At 63.9% G+C, this 14,466-nt stretch carries 17 protein-coding genes; 13 read left to right on the top strand and 4 right to left on the bottom strand.

Translation table 11 applies throughout. From position 1 onward, the window contains the following. Window positions 1-59: 59 nt before the first annotated feature. Window positions 60-1,031, bottom strand: coding sequence for a DUF808 domain-containing protein (locus tag FIU86_RS07920; protein WP_152474583.1), 972 nt, complete (start codon window positions 1,029-1,031; stop codon window positions 60-62). A gap of 168 nt (window positions 1,032-1,199) precedes the next feature. Between FIU86_RS07920 and gap the strand changes: the two genes are divergently transcribed. The 5 genes from gap to FIU86_RS07895 all read left to right on the top strand — a co-directional run bounded on the left by gap (window position 1,200) and on the right by FIU86_RS07895 (window position 4,000). Continuing rightward, window positions 1,200-2,201, top strand: coding sequence for a type I glyceraldehyde-3-phosphate dehydrogenase (gap, locus tag FIU86_RS07915; protein WP_152474582.1), 1,002 nt, complete (start codon window positions 1,200-1,202; stop codon window positions 2,199-2,201). Between the two features lie 207 nt (window positions 2,202-2,408). Continuing rightward, window positions 2,409-2,660, top strand: a complete 252-nt coding sequence (locus tag FIU86_RS07910) for a PepSY domain-containing protein (RefSeq protein ID WP_152474581.1) — start codon at window positions 2,409-2,411, stop codon at window positions 2,658-2,660. A gap of 54 nt (window positions 2,661-2,714) precedes the next feature. Beyond that, window positions 2,715-3,296, top strand: a complete 582-nt coding sequence (locus tag FIU86_RS07905) for a cytochrome b/b6 domain-containing protein (RefSeq protein ID WP_152474580.1) — start codon at window positions 2,715-2,717, stop codon at window positions 3,294-3,296. Between the two features lie 5 nt (window positions 3,297-3,301). Further along, window positions 3,302-3,775: a helix-turn-helix transcriptional regulator gene (locus tag FIU86_RS07900; RefSeq protein ID WP_254703972.1), complete on the top strand. Its 474-nt coding sequence runs from the start codon at window positions 3,302-3,304 to the stop codon at window positions 3,773-3,775. Between the two features lie 81 nt (window positions 3,776-3,856). Then, window positions 3,857-4,000, top strand: coding sequence for a glyceraldehyde-3-phosphate dehydrogenase (locus FIU86_RS07895; RefSeq protein ID WP_152474578.1), 144 nt, complete (start codon window positions 3,857-3,859; stop codon window positions 3,998-4,000). 10 nt (window positions 4,001-4,010) lie between these two features. On the opposite strand, the gene coaD is transcribed toward FIU86_RS07895, so the two are convergent. The 3 genes from coaD to FIU86_RS07880 form a co-directional block, all read right to left on the bottom strand. Beyond that, complete coding sequence (gene coaD, locus FIU86_RS07890) at window positions 4,011-4,505, bottom strand: pantetheine-phosphate adenylyltransferase (RefSeq protein ID WP_152474577.1); 495 nt, start codon at window positions 4,503-4,505, stop codon at window positions 4,011-4,013. Between the two features lie 157 nt (window positions 4,506-4,662). After that, the gene (locus FIU86_RS07885; RefSeq protein ID WP_152474576.1) at window positions 4,663-5,100 is read right to left on the bottom strand and encodes a CBS domain-containing protein; all 438 of its coding nucleotides are present in this window, start codon (window positions 5,098-5,100) and stop codon (window positions 4,663-4,665) included. A gap of 61 nt (window positions 5,101-5,161) precedes the next feature. Beyond that, the gene (locus FIU86_RS07880) at window positions 5,162-6,058 is read right to left on the bottom strand and encodes a LysR family transcriptional regulator (RefSeq protein ID WP_152474575.1); all 897 of its coding nucleotides are present in this window, start codon (window positions 6,056-6,058) and stop codon (window positions 5,162-5,164) included. A gap of 119 nt (window positions 6,059-6,177) precedes the next feature. On the opposite strand from FIU86_RS07880, the gene FIU86_RS07875 reads away from it, so the two are divergent. From FIU86_RS07875 to mmsB, 8 genes are all read left to right on the top strand, one after another. Further along, the gene (locus tag FIU86_RS07875) at window positions 6,178-7,677 is read left to right on the top strand and encodes a CoA-acylating methylmalonate-semialdehyde dehydrogenase (RefSeq protein ID WP_152474574.1); all 1,500 of its coding nucleotides are present in this window, start codon (window positions 6,178-6,180) and stop codon (window positions 7,675-7,677) included. Window positions 7,678-7,754: 77 nt separating this feature from the next. After that, window positions 7,755-8,804 carry a nitronate monooxygenase family protein gene (locus tag FIU86_RS07870; RefSeq protein ID WP_152474573.1) on the top strand — a complete coding sequence of 350 codons (1,050 nt, stop codon included), beginning with the start codon at window positions 7,755-7,757 and terminating at the stop codon, window positions 8,802-8,804. Between the two features lie 86 nt (window positions 8,805-8,890). After that, window positions 8,891-10,024 carry a carboxylate-amine ligase gene (locus FIU86_RS07865; RefSeq protein ID WP_152474572.1) on the top strand — a complete coding sequence of 378 codons (1,134 nt, stop codon included), beginning with the start codon at window positions 8,891-8,893 and terminating at the stop codon, window positions 10,022-10,024. Window positions 10,025-10,164: 140 nt separating this feature from the next. After that, a complete protein-coding gene (locus tag FIU86_RS07860) occupies window positions 10,165-10,734 on the top strand; it encodes a L,D-transpeptidase (RefSeq protein ID WP_152474571.1) in 570 nt (189 codons plus the stop codon). 234 nt (window positions 10,735-10,968) lie between these two features. After that, entirely contained in the window at window positions 10,969-12,111 is a 1,143-nt protein-coding gene (locus FIU86_RS07855; protein ID WP_152474570.1) for an acyl-CoA dehydrogenase family protein, read from the top strand. After that, a complete protein-coding gene (locus FIU86_RS07850) occupies window positions 12,108-12,512 on the top strand; it encodes a hypothetical protein (RefSeq protein WP_152474569.1) in 405 nt (134 codons plus the stop codon). Before FIU86_RS07855 ends, FIU86_RS07850 begins: the two co-directional genes overlap by 4 nt. Beyond that, entirely contained in the window at window positions 12,505-13,536 is a 1,032-nt protein-coding gene (locus FIU86_RS07845; RefSeq protein WP_152474568.1) for an enoyl-CoA hydratase/isomerase family protein, read from the top strand. The genes FIU86_RS07850 and FIU86_RS07845 overlap by 8 nt, the downstream gene beginning before the upstream one ends. Window positions 13,537-13,552: 16 nt before the next feature. Further along, window positions 13,553-14,428: a 3-hydroxyisobutyrate dehydrogenase gene (mmsB, locus tag FIU86_RS07840; RefSeq protein ID WP_152474567.1), complete on the top strand. Its 876-nt coding sequence runs from the start codon at window positions 13,553-13,555 to the stop codon at window positions 14,426-14,428. Window positions 14,429-14,466: the final 38 nt, after the last annotated feature.

Raw genomic sequence — 14,466 nt, 5'->3', positions numbered from 1 at the left:
CGTCCCGGACTTGATCCGGGACCTCCGCTTTGCCACGACCCCAAGGCTTCAGGCGCGGCTCAATGAGCCGCGCCTTTTCCGAATACCGACGCCCACACCGGCGCCACGACCTTGGTTCCCAATGGTATAAGCAGCGTCCCCAAAACCAGTCCGAAAACCCCGTCCGCCGCAGCCTGCACCGCCCAGGCGACGAAGCCTTGGAACCGGTCGACCGCATGAGCGGCATCCTCGGCCCAATGGTGGATCGTTTCATAGGGCATGGACCAGCCCATTTCGGACAGGCTGTGCAGGATGATCGCGCCACCCACCCACAGCATCGCCGCGGTGCCGACGATCATCAGAAGTTTCAGAAAATGGGGCATCCCCTTGACGATCCCCCGGCCCAGGCCGCGCGTCACGCCAAGGTTGCCGTTTTGCGCCATGAACAGCCCCGCATCGTCCGCCTTCACGATCAGCGCCACCGCGCCATAGACCGCCACGGTGATCCCCACCGCGACCATGGCAAGCGTCGCGGCTTCCATCCAGAAATTGCTGGCCGGGATGTTCGACAGCGCGATGGTCATGATCTCGGCCGACAGGATGAAATCCGTCTTGATCGCCCCCTCAACTCTTTGTTCTTCCAGGTGCGCGGGGTCCTTGGTCTGGTGGCTGCCGTCCGGCCCGCCGTGATGTTTGCCTACTCCGAGCGCATGGGCCACCTTCTCTGCCCCCTCGAAGCATAAATACGCGCCCCCCAGCATAAGCAAGGGCGGGATCAGCCACGGCGCAAAGTTCGACATCGCCAGCCCCGCCGGCAACAGGAAGACTAGCTTGTTGAACAGCGACCCCCGCGCGATTTTCCACACAATCGGCAACTCACGGGCGGGCGCGAACCCGGTCAGGTATTTCGGCGTGACCGCGGCATCGTCGATCGCGGCGCCCGCCGCCTTCGCCCCCGCCTTGGCCGCCTGCCCCGCCACGTCGTCGATCGAGGCTGCCGCCACCTTGACTAGGCTCGCCACGTCGTCCAGCAACGCCAGTAATCCACTCATCCTCTGCCCCTCGTTACCATTGGTGTGCTTTGGTTGGCGCAATCATGCCCCGATGCGCGTGGTTTGCGCAAACGGTTATCGCTAACACGCCAAACCCCTGCGATTTAAGGGTTTCAGCGGCTGGCCCTTGGGTTTATATGCCCTCCAACACCCGGATAGGAGAGTGAAATGACCGTCACCGTCGGCATCAACGGATTCGGCCGGATTGGCCGCTGCACCCTGGCCCATATCGCGGCCAGCACACGCAACGACATCAAGGTCGCCAAGGTCAACGCCACCGGCCCGCTGGAAACCGCGGCCCACCTGATGAAATACGACAGCGTGCATGGCCGGTTCCCGGGCGACATCACGCTGGGCGACGGCACGATGGATCTGGGCCGTGGGCCGATGGAAATGTTCTCGACCTACGAGATGGACGAGTTGGACTGGTCCGGTGTCGACGTGGTGCTGGAATGCACGGGCAATTTCAACGACGGCGAGAAGGCCAAGAAACACCTGGAGCGCGGCGCGAGCAAAGTTCTGCTGTCAGCGCCCGGAAAGAACGTGGACCGCACGGTGGTCTATGGCGTCAACGACGGCGAATTGCAGGCCGGCGAACGCATGATCTCGAACGGCTCCTGCACCACCAACTGCCTTGCCCCGGTGGCCAAGGTCCTGCACGAGGCAATCGGCATCGAGAGCGGCATCATGACCACGATCCATGCCTATACCGGCGACCAGCCGACGCTCGACCGCCGCCACAAGGACCTTTACCGCGCCCGCGCCGCGGCCATGTCGATGATCCCCACCTCCACCGGCGCCGCCAAGGCATTGGGCGAGGTGCTGCCCGACCTCAAGGGCAAGCTCGACGGCTCGGCCATCCGCGTCCCAACGCCGAACGTGTCGGCGGTGGACCTGACGTTCCTCGCCAACAAGGACGTGACCGCGGACGACGTGAACGCCATCATGGCCGAGGCGGCGGCAGGCCCGATGAAGGGCGTGCTGGGCTACGATCCCGAGCCCAAAGTATCGGTCGATTTCAACCACACCGAGGAAAGCTCAATCTTCGCACCCGACCAGACCCGCGTGACCGGCGGGCGGCTGGTGCGTGTGCTGGCGTGGTACGACAACGAGTGGGGCTTTTCGTGCCGCATGGCCGATGTGGCCGTGGCGATGGCACGGCTGAGCTAATCCGATACCAAAGCGTTTTGAGGGCCCCCGTCGCACATCGCGGCGGGGGCTTTCGCGTTTACCGGCGGCTTTTCGCCATAAACATTGGTTATAGACCCCGATGAATGCCCCTTTCGGTTGATAGCGCCGGCTCGCCGCGATGTGCATCTGTGGTCGGCAGGCGGCATCACGCCCCTGCCCTGAGCCAACGAACAAGGAGCTACAGACATGACACGTATCATAGCACTCGCCCTCGTCATCTTTGCCGGCGGCATCGCCTCTGCCTCGGACGACGACGGCAAGCTGGACATGGCAAAGGCCGACCAGATCAAGACGCAGCTGACCGCGGAAGGCTACGAGGTCCGCAAGGTCGAGATGGAAGACGGCATGTACGAGGCCTACGCGATGAAAGACGGCGAGCGCTACGAGATCTACCTCGATTCCGACCTCAACATCGTCAAGTCCGAGCGTGACGACTGACCGATGACAGGGGCCGGTCCCCGCGCCGATCCCTCCCCAGACGGGAGAGATACCATGACACGATACAAGGTATGGGACCCGGCGATCCGGGTCTTTCACTGGACGTTGGCCGCCGGGTTCATCGCCAACGCCTTTCTGATCGACGACGACGCGAAGCTGCATGAATGGGTCGGCTATGGCGTCATGGCGCTGGTGGGCCTGCGCATCCTGTGGGGCCTCATCGGCCCGCGCCACGCCCGGTTCGCCAGTTTCATTCCCGGCCCCGGCGCGGTGACACGGCAGATCACCGACATGGCCCTGCGCCGCCGCCACACGCATCTGGGCCATTCGCCCCTCGGCGCGTTAATGATCGGCAACCTTCTGATGTCGATGCTGGCCATTGGCGTTACGGGATACCTGATGACCACCAACGCCTTCTGGGGCGCCGAATGGGTCGAAGAGGCGCACGAGGCGTTCGTGCTCTGGGCCGAGCTTTCGGTGCTGGCCCATGTCGCGGCCGTGGTCCTGGAAAGCCTGCGCACCGGCGTCAACCTGCCCCGCGCGATGATTACAGGGTGCAAGACCGTGCCCGATAACGTTAAACTGGAGCGATTAGCCCGCGCAGACAGGACAAACCCGGGGCGCTCATCGCGCTGATCGCGGTGCAGAGCCTCTGCGCCGCGTTCTTCCTGTGGGACGTGGTGGTCGATCTTGCCCCCTGGGGCCTGCGGGCGCTGACCAACCTGCATATCGTTATCGAGGCGCTGGCCGCGCTGGCGCTGGTGTCGGCCATCGTGTTCGAGACGCGCTACCTGCTGCGGCTCTTGCGCCGTCAGGCACATCTGGAATCTCAAGTTTCGATCGCAGCAGGCGCCATGGCGGAAATCATCGAGGCGCATTTCGACGAATGGGCCCTCACCCCGGCGGAACGGGACGTGGCAATGTTCGCGATCAAGGGCTTTTCGGTGACCGAAACAGCAAAGCTGCGCGGTGCCGCCGAAGGCACCGTGAAATCCCAGCTGAACGCTGTCTACCGCAAGGCCGATGTGCCCGGGCGCAGCGCCTTGCCGGGCCTCTTGGTGGGCGACCTGATCGATATGCCACTGGTGCCGCCGGAGACGCGCGCGGCCTCGTGATTTCCTTGCGCCTTTCGTGTGTCTTACGGCATACCCGGCAGGCAAGCAGACGTGCGACAACGGGCAGGCCATAGTAATCACATGACAAACAAGATCGCGGTTTTCCTTGCCCTGCTAATCATCGCGGGGCTTGGCTGGGATTATCTCTACAACGAAATGGCCGCGTCGTTCTTCCTTGCGCGCAAGACGGTCGACCTGATCGAGTGGCTGGCCTTCTGGCGCTAGGCCGCGCTGGTCAGCCCTTGAACCGGTCTTCCAGCGCTTCCTTGACGGCGGGCGTGACGAAACGGGTGACGTCCCCCCCAAGCCGGGCGATTTCCTTGACCAGCTTGCTTGCAATGGCCTGCCGACGGGCATCGGCCATCAGAAAGACCGTCTCGATCCGGTCGTCCATGGCGCGGTTCATGCCCACCATCTGAAATTCGTATTCGAAATCCGCCACGGCGCGCAGACCGCGAATGATTACGCTGGCGCCCACGTCGCGGGCGCAGTCGATCAGCAGGTTCTCGAACGGATGCGCCACGATCTCGGTGCCGGTTGCCGCGCTGATGCCGACGCATTCGGCCTCGACCATCGCCACGCGTTCTTCGAGCGTAAAAAGCGGGCCCTTGTCGCGGTTGATTGCCACGCCGATGACCAGCCGGTCCACCAGCGTCGCCGCGCGCGCGATGATGTCGGTATGACCCAATGTGATCGGATCGAAAGTGCCGGGGTAAAGTCCGATGCGCATGGGGGCTTCCTTCGTGTCGTGCCGTCCTGCAAGCAACTACAAACGTTGGAGGAATGCAAGCGACTGCGCCATTTTGAGTACTTCTAGAACGATGAAACCCAAGGGGCGCGCCCGTGCTTTCAGCGTTTCGCAAACACTCAATCCATGCCGGTCAGGGTCAGTGGCCCATCACCATGTTTTCGAGCGCCGCCTTTTCCATCGACAACTCCTGCAGGCGGGCTTTGACCACGTCGCCGATGGTGACCATGCCCACCAGTTTTTGTTCCTCATCGACCACGGGCATATGGCGGAAGCGTCCGTCGGTCATGCGGACCAGCACGGTGTCCGCGCTGTCCTGCTTGGTGCAGCAGACGGGTTTCGGCGTCATCAGGTCGGCCACCTTGTCATTCAGGCAGCCCGAGCCCGACGTGGCGAGACCGCGCACGATGTCCCGCTCCGACAGGATGCCATCGGGCGAGGCGCCATCGGCCGACACGATCAAACCGCCGATCCGGTGCTTGGCCAGCATCGCCGCCGCTTCGGATACCTGCGTATCGGGTGTCACGGTGATCAACTTGTCACTGTCTTTTGCTTTCAAAATCTGTTGGACGATCATCCGGGCCCTCGTTCTTTGGCATTCAATCGAACGTTCAGCGTCCTCCAGAACCGTATTTCTGTCAAGCGCCGGCCTCCAGCCGGGCCACCTCGGCGCGGATGCCATCGCAAAGCGCGGTCGCGAACCGGTTCATGCGGTCCAGCCGCCGGTCGTCCTGATGCCGCACCAGGTAGAAGCTGCGGGTCAGACTGATTTCGTCCGGCAGGACCTTGTCGAGGCGGCGAAAGAACGGCAGCGCGAAGTCATGCACGATGCCGATGCCGCCGCCTTGCTGGATGCAATGGGCCTGCACCGAGACCGAGTTCGAGGCCAGCGCAACCCGCTCCGCCCCGGTTTCGCCGAGATAATCAAGTTCCTTGTCAAAGATCATGTCAGGGATGTAGCCCACCATGCGATGCGCCGCGAGGTCGGCAATCGACGTGATGTCCGGCGATTTGCGCAGGTACCAGCGCACCGCGGCAAGGTGCAGCTTGTAATCGGTGATCCTCTGCACGCTCAGACGTCCCGCCGAGGGCGGACTGACCGCGATGACCATATCCGCCTCGCGCCGGCTGAGGTTGAAGACCCGCGGCAACGCCACGATCTGAAGGTCGAGATCGGGATTGTCCTTGGCCATCTGGGCGCAGACCTGCGGCAGGATGAAGTTGGCGCAACCATCCGGCGCACCGATGCGGATCTGCCCCGAGAGCCCCCCCGCCTGCCCGGCCATTTCCTCGTCGGCATCCTGCATCGCCATCTCGGCGCGCCCCACATGCCCCATCAGGCGTTGGCCCGCATCCGTCAGCGCATAGCCCGTGGGCGACTTGGCGAAAAGCGGCGCGCCGGTGTCGGCCTCCAGCCGCGCGATGCGGCGGCCGACAGTGGCGGGGTCGAGTTTCAGCGCCCGCCCCGCGGCGGACAGGCTTTCGGTGCGCGCCACAGCCAGAAAAACCCGCAGATCGTCCCAGTTCGATACCATGTCCCTGCCCTCTGATCCGGCACGCCGCTTTGCATTCCTGCAAAGCCTTTTTGAAACATTGCCTCTTTTCCCGCCAAAAACGCAACGCTAACCTGCGCCCAAACCCGAGGAGGACCGTTATGAAAGACCTGACGCATTATATCGACGGCGCGCGCGTGCCCGGCCAGTCGGGCCGTTTTTCCGACGTCTACAACCCGGCCACCGGCGAAGTGCAGGCGCGCTGCCCGCTGGCCAGCAAGGAGGAGTTCGACCAGGCCGTCGAGATCGCAGCCAAGGCGCAGCCCGCATGGGGCGCCACCAACCCACAGAAACGCGCGCGGGTGATGATGGAATTCGTCCGCCTGCTCAACCGCGACATGGACAAGCTGGCCGAGGCGCTGAGCGCGGAACACGGCAAGACCTTTCCCGACGCCAAGGGCGACGTGCAGCGCGGCCTCGAAGTGGTGGAGTACTGCATCGGCGCGCCGCAACTGCTGAAAGGCGAGTTCACTGATTCAGCGGGCCCCGGCATCGACATGTATTCGATGCGCCAGCCTCTGGGCGTGACGGGCGGCATCACGCCGTTCAACTTCCCGGCCATGATCCCGATGTGGATGTTCGCACCGGCGTTGGCCTGCGGCAACGCCTTCATCCTCAAGCCGTCCGAGCGGGGCCCGTCGGTGCCAATCATGCTGGCTGAATTGCTGGAAGAGGCCGGCCTGCCCAAGGGCCTCTTGCAAGTGGTCAACGGCGACAAGGAAGCCGTCGACGCGATGATCGACAACGACACCGTGCAATCCATCGGCTTCGTCGGCTCGACGCCGATCGCCGAGTATATCTATGGCCGCGGCTGCTCCAACGGCAAGCGCGTGCAATGCTTCGGCGGCGCCAAGAACCACATGATTGTCATGCCCGACGCCGACATGGACCAGGCCGCCGATGCGCTTATCGGCGCGGGCTATGGCGCCGCCGGTGAACGCTGCATGGCGATTTCCGTGGCCGTGCCGGTGGGCGATGAGACCGCCGACCGCCTGATCGAAAAGCTTGTGCCGCGCATCGAGAAGCTGAAGGTCGGCCCCTACACGGCGGGCGATGACGTGGACTACGGCCCTGTCGTGACCGCCGCTGCCAAGGAAAAGATCCTCGGCCTTGTAGAGAGCGGCATTGAGCAAGGCGCGGAGCTGGTCGTCGACGGGCGTGACTTCAAGCTGCAAGGCTACGAGGACGGGTTCTTTGTCGGGCCGCACCTGTTCGACAAGGTGACGCCGGACATGGACATCTATCGGCAGGAAATTTTCGGCCCGGTCCTGTCGACCGTGCGCGCCGGCTCCTACGACGAGGCGCTGGGCCTTGCCATGGATCACGAGATGGGCAACGGCACGGCGATCTTCACCCGTGACGGTGACGCCGCGCGCGACTTCGCCAACCGGATCAACATCGGCATGGTGGGCGTGAACGTCCCGATCCCGGTGCCGCTAGCCTATCACACCTTCGGCGGCTGGAAGAAATCGGCCTTCGGCGACCTCAATCAGCACGGCCCCGATGCCTTCAAGTTCTACACCCGCACCAAGACCGTGACGGCCCGCTGGCCGTCAGGCATCAAGGAAGGCGGCGAGTTCAACTTCAAGGCCATGGACTGAGCGCCGTGCCATAAGAATACTGACCGGGCCGCGCGGGACACCGTTGCGGCCCGGTTTCGTCTTGGGAGGATATACCGATGTGGCCCGACACGCGGCTTTGCGAGCTTCTGGGGATCGACCATCCCATCATCCAGGCCCCGATGGCGGGTACCACGACCCCGGCCATGGTGGCGGCGGTGTCGAACGCGGGCGGTCTGGGCTCGCACGGCTGTGCGACGCTGTCACCGGAAAAGCTGACCGAGGATATGGAGGCGCTGGCGGGAGCCACGAACCGGTCGGTGAACCTCAATTTCTTTTGCCACGAACCTGAAGAGATCACCGAGGAACATCACGCTGCACTGATCGAAGCGATGCGCCCGCATTACGAGGCGACCGGGGCGACCCTGCCGGAAGGCATGCCGGCCCCATCGTTCCAGCCCTTCGGTGCCGCGCAACTGGAATGCCTGCTGGCGCGGACCCCGGCGGTGGTCAGCTTTCACTTCGGTCTGCCAGAGGACGAGGCCGTGTCGGCGCTGAAGAACAAGGGCTGCAAGATCCTGTGTTCGGCCACCACCGTGGCCGAGGCCAAGTGGCTGGCCGACCGCGGCGTGGATGCGATCATCGCGCAAGGCTGGGAATCCGGCGGCCACCGGGGCCTGTTCCTGGAACTTGAAAACGACGCGCAGGTGGGGCTGTTCTCGCTCTTGCCACAGGTCGTGGACGCGGTGGACCTGCCCGTGATCGCCGCGGGCGGCATCGCCGACGGGCGCGGCATTGCCGCCGCCTTTGCCCTCGGCGCGTCGGGCGTGCAGATCGGCACCGCCTTCATCACCGCCGACGAGGCCACCAGAAAGCCCTATCACCCAGAGGCGGTGGACAGGGGCACCGATGAAAGCACGCGGGTCACGCGGGCGGGCTCGGGCCGCCCGGCGCGGGCGCACCGCACGAAATGGATCGACGCGATGGCGCAGGTGGACGCCGCGCCCTTCCCGCTGATGTACCATTACAGCCGCCCGCTGTTGGAGTCTGACGGCCCGGCGCACCAGTTTTCCCTCTACGGTCAAAGCGCGGCACTGGCCCCTGCGGGCGACGCCGGGGCCAGGCTGAGAGCATTGGTTGCCGCGGCCAAGGCGGCGATGAACGCCTGACAGGGCGCGACAACGCACCGGCGGGCAGCAAAAGCTTGCCAAACCGGCCCGATTCCTGCTGGTATTCTCCCACAGGGAGGGCAGCCATGACCCCAGACGGCCCCGATTTCACCATCGGCATCGAGGAAGAATACCTGCTGGTGGACCGTGACAGCCTCGACCTGGCAGAGGCGCCGTCCGAGATGATGGATGCCTGCGCCGAGGAATTGCAGGATCAGGTCGCGCCTGAATTCCTGAAATGCCAGATCGAGATCGGCACCAAGGTCTGCCGCGACGTCTCCGAGGCGCGCGAGGATCTCAAGCGCCTGCGCAGTACCGTGTCGAAACACGCCGCCACGCACAATCTGGTGCCTATCGCCGCCTCCTGCCACCCGTTTTCCGACTGGCGCAACCAGCCGCACACCGACAAGGACCGCTACAACACGCTGAGCAACGACCTCGCGGGCGTCGTGCAACGGATGCTGATCTGCGGGATGCACGTCCATGTCGGCATCGAGGACCCAGACCGCCGCGTCGACCTGATGAACCAGCTGACCTATTTCCTGCCGCACATGCTGGCGCTCAGCACCTCGTCGCCCTTCTGGCAGGGACATGACACCGGGCTGGACAGCTACCGCCTGACGGTTTTTGACAACCTGCCGCGCACCGGCCTGCCCCCGCGCATGGAAAGTTTCGCCGAATTCGAACGCTCGGTCGGGTCGCTGACCGATCTGGGGGTGATCGAGGATGCCAGCAAGATCTGGTGGGACCTGCGCCCGTCCTCCAAGTTTCCCACCATCGAGTCGCGGATCTGCGACGTGCAACCCCGGCTGGAACACACGCTGATGCTGGCCGCGCTGACGCAATGCATCACGCGGATGCTGTGGCGACTAGCCACGCGCAACCAGCGCTGGCGCATCTACGATCGCTTCCTTGTCGATGAAAACCGCTGGCGGGCACAACGCTACGGCACGCGCGAAGGGCTGATAGATTTCGGCCGCGGCGCGATCGTGCCCGTGGCGGAACTGGCCGAGGAACTGCTGGAACTGATCGAGGAAGACGCCCGCTATTTCGCCTGTATCACGGAGGTCGAGACCATGCGCGAGGTGATGCGCAGCGGCACCTCCTCGACTCGCCAGCGCCGCGCCTTCGACACGGCAAAGGACCGTGGCGCCGAACAGGATGCCGCCCTTCGCGCCGTTGTCAGCCACCTTGTCGAAGAATTTCACGCCGACCTGTGACCCGACTGCGCGGATCGGCGCGTAATCGCCGGCCCGACCCTTCAAACCTGCGTGAGGCGGCAAAATCGCGCGGGTTTTCCCTTAAACTTTCTGTCGATCCGGTTAAATAGAGCGAAAATACACGTACACGGAGCAATCCAATGTCAAAGACACGCTTCACACGCCGCGCCACGCTTCTGGGCGCCGCCGCCACACTCGCCACCCCGTCGCTGCTGCTGGCACAGGACAATTCTCCGTTGTCGTCGTCGGTCAAGCGCAACGCGTCGTCTTTTACCACTCGCGACTGGAACGACTATTTCGACAGCCTCGGCGCGGGCCGCATCGTCTGCGACATCAACAGCCGCGCCGTGCACCACTGGAGCTCGGATGGCGTTTACTCGCTCTACCCGTCCTCGGTGCCGATGACCGACGAACTGACCCGCCGCGGCTATACCGAGATCGTGCGCAAGAAGGTCGGGCCCACCTGGACGCCGACCGAGAGCATGAAGAAACGCGACCCCAGCCTGCCCGATTTTATGGATGCCGGACCTGGAAACCCTTTGGGCACGCACGCAATGTACCTTGCCTGGCCCGCTTACCTGATCCACGGCACGCATGATACGCGCAAGATCGGGCGCCGGTCGTCCTCGGGCTGCATCGGTCTTTACAACGAGCATATTGCCGAGCTGTTCGCCAAGACAGCGGTCGGCACGAAGGTGCTGGTGCTCTGATCGGGCAAAAAACGCTTGCTATGACACGAAGGCGCGGCACACTCGGTGCGGCGCCTTTTTCTTTTTCACGGTACGGACTGCGCGGCACGTCCTTGGGCCCTCCGCTCTTGTATCGCTGGCGCTGGTTCTTCAAGCTGAGTGCGGGCCATCATCCCGGCTTGCGACGCCGCCCCGAACAGGTTAATTAAACACACGTTCAATTACTCACCCGGGTAAGACGAGGAGGACCCCGCGATGGATTTCGCGCTCAGCGAGGAACAGACCGCCATTTTCGACATGGCCCACGCCTTTGGACAGGACGCCATCGCACCCCATGCCCGCGACTGGGAAGCGCAGGGCACCATCCCGAAAGAGCTTTGGCCCCAGGTGGGCGAGTTGGGCTTTGGCGGCCTCTACGTCAGCGAAGAGGCCGGCGGCGCTGGCCTTTCCCGCCTCGACGCGACGCTGGTCTTCGAGGCGCTCAGCATGGCCTGCCCTTCCGTTGCGGCCTTCCTGTCGATCCACAACATGTGCGCCCGGATGATCGAAAATTTCGCCAGCGACGCCTTCAAGGCCCGCGTCCTGCCCGACGTGATCCCGATGAAGACGGTGCTCTCCTACTGCCTGACCGAACCCGGCTCCGGCTCGGATGCCGCCGCGCTGAAAACCCGCGCCGCGCGCACCAACGACGGCTACACGCTCAACGGCACCAAGGCCTTTATCTCGGGCGGCGGCTACTCTGATGCTTACGTCTGCATGGTCCGCACCGGCGAGGACGGCCCAAAGGGCATCTCAACCGTGCTGGTCGAGAACGGCACGCCGGGCCTCTCTTTTGGTGGGCTGGAAGACAAGATGGGCTGGCGCAGCCAACCCACGGCGCAGGTCCAGTTCGACGACTGCAGCATTCCCGCCGAGAACCTTGTCGGCGAAGAAGGCAGAGGCTTCAGCTATGCCATGGCGGGCCTCGACGGCGGGCGCCTCAACATTTCCGCCTGCTCACTGGGGGCTGCGCAACAGGCGCTCGACATGACCAAGACCTACATGCGCGAGCGCAAAGCCTTCGGGCAAAGCATAGACCAGTTCCAGGCCCTGCAATTCCGCCTCGCCGACATGGAGATCGAGTTGCAGGCCGCCCGCGTCTTCCTGCGCCAGGCAGCGTGGAAGCTGGACACCAAGGCGCCAGATGCCACCAAATACTGCGCCATGGCCAAGAAATTCGTGACGGAGGCAGGGTCGAACATCGTCAACCAATGCCTGCAACTGCATGGTGGCTACGGCTATCTCGCGGACTACGGCATCGAGAAGCTGGTCCGAGACCTGCGCGTGCACGAGATTCTTGAAGGCACCAACGAGATCATGCGCCTGATCGTGGCGCGGCAGATGCTGGCAGACGCATGATCGGTAATTGGTACTCCTCTTTAAGGGCCTCACGTCTCTATGGTGTTTTCCTGCGCCACCGGGCGTGGACCGCAAGCGCGATCCAATCGACACATCTGCTGTTCTGTTTCCCCCTTGGGACCTTGGGCCTGGTCTGGTTTTGTCTGCCGGTTCTTATCTTGGGGCTTTGCCTGCCTGCGCTCACCACGGTCTTTACCTTAGGTCAGAGCCTTGCGTTTCTCATGGCCACCTATGGTATCTTCCTCGTGGCGACTGCCCCCATTTCGCTGCGTATCATCAGCGACCTTCGCGTGGGGTATCTCGCAGGCTTCGCAAATGTCTTGGGCAATGCCAATCCATCGAATGCGTTTCGGAAAGAAGCTGAATGTGACCTAGCGGAGTGGAGTGCAACGCATGCCTGACATCTCGATCCGTAAAACAGGCCGCGCGGGCCGCATCACCCTCACCCGCCCCAAGGCGCTCAATGCCATGTCCTATCACATGTGCCTCGCCATCGAGGCGGCGCTGGACGATTGGGCCACCGATGACGACGTCGCGCTGGTCATCATCGACGCCGAGGGCGACAAGGCCTTCTGCGCCGGCGGCGACATCCAGCAGCTTTACGACACCGGACGCGCGGGCGATTTCGGCTATGGCCGGACCTTCTGGCGCGACGAATACCGCCTGAACGCCAAGATTGCCGAATACCCCAAACCCTATATCGCCTTCATGCAGGGCTTCACCATGGGCGGCGGCGTCGGCATTTCCTGCCACGGGTCGCACCGCATCGTCTGCGACAGCAGTCAGATCGCCATGCCGGAATGCGGCATCGGCCTCGTGCCAGACGTGGGCGGCTCGCTGATCCTGGCAAACGCGCCCGGCCGGCTTGGTGAATATCTTGGCCTGACCACCTCCCGCATGGGACCGGCCGACGCGATTTATGCGGGGTTTGCCGACACCTTCATCCCACAGGACGCGTGGCCCGCCCTCATCGCCAAGCTCGAGGAGACCGGCGACGACAGCCACATCAAAGGCGAGACGCCCCCGCAAGGCGTGATGCGCGAGCTTCAGGCGGATATCGACGCGCATTTCGCCGGAGAAGACCTGCAATCGATCGTCAATGCGCTCAAGGCGTCCGACAGCGCGTTCGCCGCCGACGCGCTCAAGGCCATGTCCCGCAACTCGCCCCTCTCCATGGCCTGCGCCGTGGAAATCCTGCACCGCTTGCGCGGGCCCGAAGCCGATATCCGCCGCGCGCTGGAATTGGAGTACCGCTTCACTTTCCGCGCCATGGAACAAGGCGACTTTCTGGAAGGCATCCGCGCCGCCGTAATCGACAAGGACCGCAGACCCAACTGGCAGCATGACCTGGAAAAACCGCCCTCGATGGCGGCCACGCAGATGCTCTTGCCTTTGGGCGAGCACAAGATGACATTCAACGCCTGAAACAGGGGGGACAGACATGAAGATCGGATTTATCGGGCTGGGCAACATGGGCGCGCCGATGGCCGCGAACCTCGCCGCCGCCGGGCATGACGTGGCGGGCTTTGACACCGCGGACACAACTGCCGAAGGCGCGTCTGTCGCCACCTCCGCCACCGACGCTGCAACCGACGCGGACGTGGTCATCACCATGCTGCCCAATGGCCAGATCCTGCGCGCCGTCGCCGATCAGGTCATTCCTGCCATGAAGAAAGGAGCTGTCCTGCTCGATTGCTCCACCGTCGACGTGGACAGCGCCCGCGCCGTGGCCGACCAGGCCAACGCAGCGGGCCTAGGCGCGCTCGATGCGCCGGTCTCGGGCGGCATTGGCGGAGCGCAGGGCGGCACGCTGACCTTCATGGTGGGCGGCGACGAAAGCGCCTTTGCCACCGCCAAGCCGCTATTCGACATCATGGGCCAGAAAGCCGTGCATTGCGGCCCCTCGGGCAACGGACAGGCCGCCAAGATCTGCAACAACATGATCTTGGGCGCCACGATGATCGTCACCTGCGAGGCCTTCGCGCTGGCCGACAAGCTGGGCCTCGATCGGCAGGCGATGTTCGACGTGGTCTCGACCTCCTCCGGCTCGTCGTGGTCGATGAACACCTATTGCCCGGCCCCCGGCATCGGTCCGCAATCGCCATCCGACAACGACTACAAGCCCGGCTTCGCCGCCGAACTGATGCTCAAGGACCTGACGCTGGCCATGCAGGCCGCCGAAACGGCCGACGCGGATACGCCTATCGGCGAGGCCGCCCGCGACCTCTATCGCCGCTTCGTCGAGGATGAAGATGGCAATGGCCGGGATTTCAGCGCGATGTTGCCCCGGTTCGAAAAACGCGGACACGAGGGCTGACCCACCTCTTCCTCTGGCCTAAAATATCCCGGGGGAGC

Source organism: Roseovarius sp. THAF9, assembly GCF_009363715.1.
GTDB lineage: Bacteria > Pseudomonadota > Alphaproteobacteria > Rhodobacterales > Rhodobacteraceae > Roseovarius.
The sequence above is the reverse complement of the archived record's forward strand: the minus strand, read 5'-3'. Positions and strand labels throughout refer to the sequence as shown.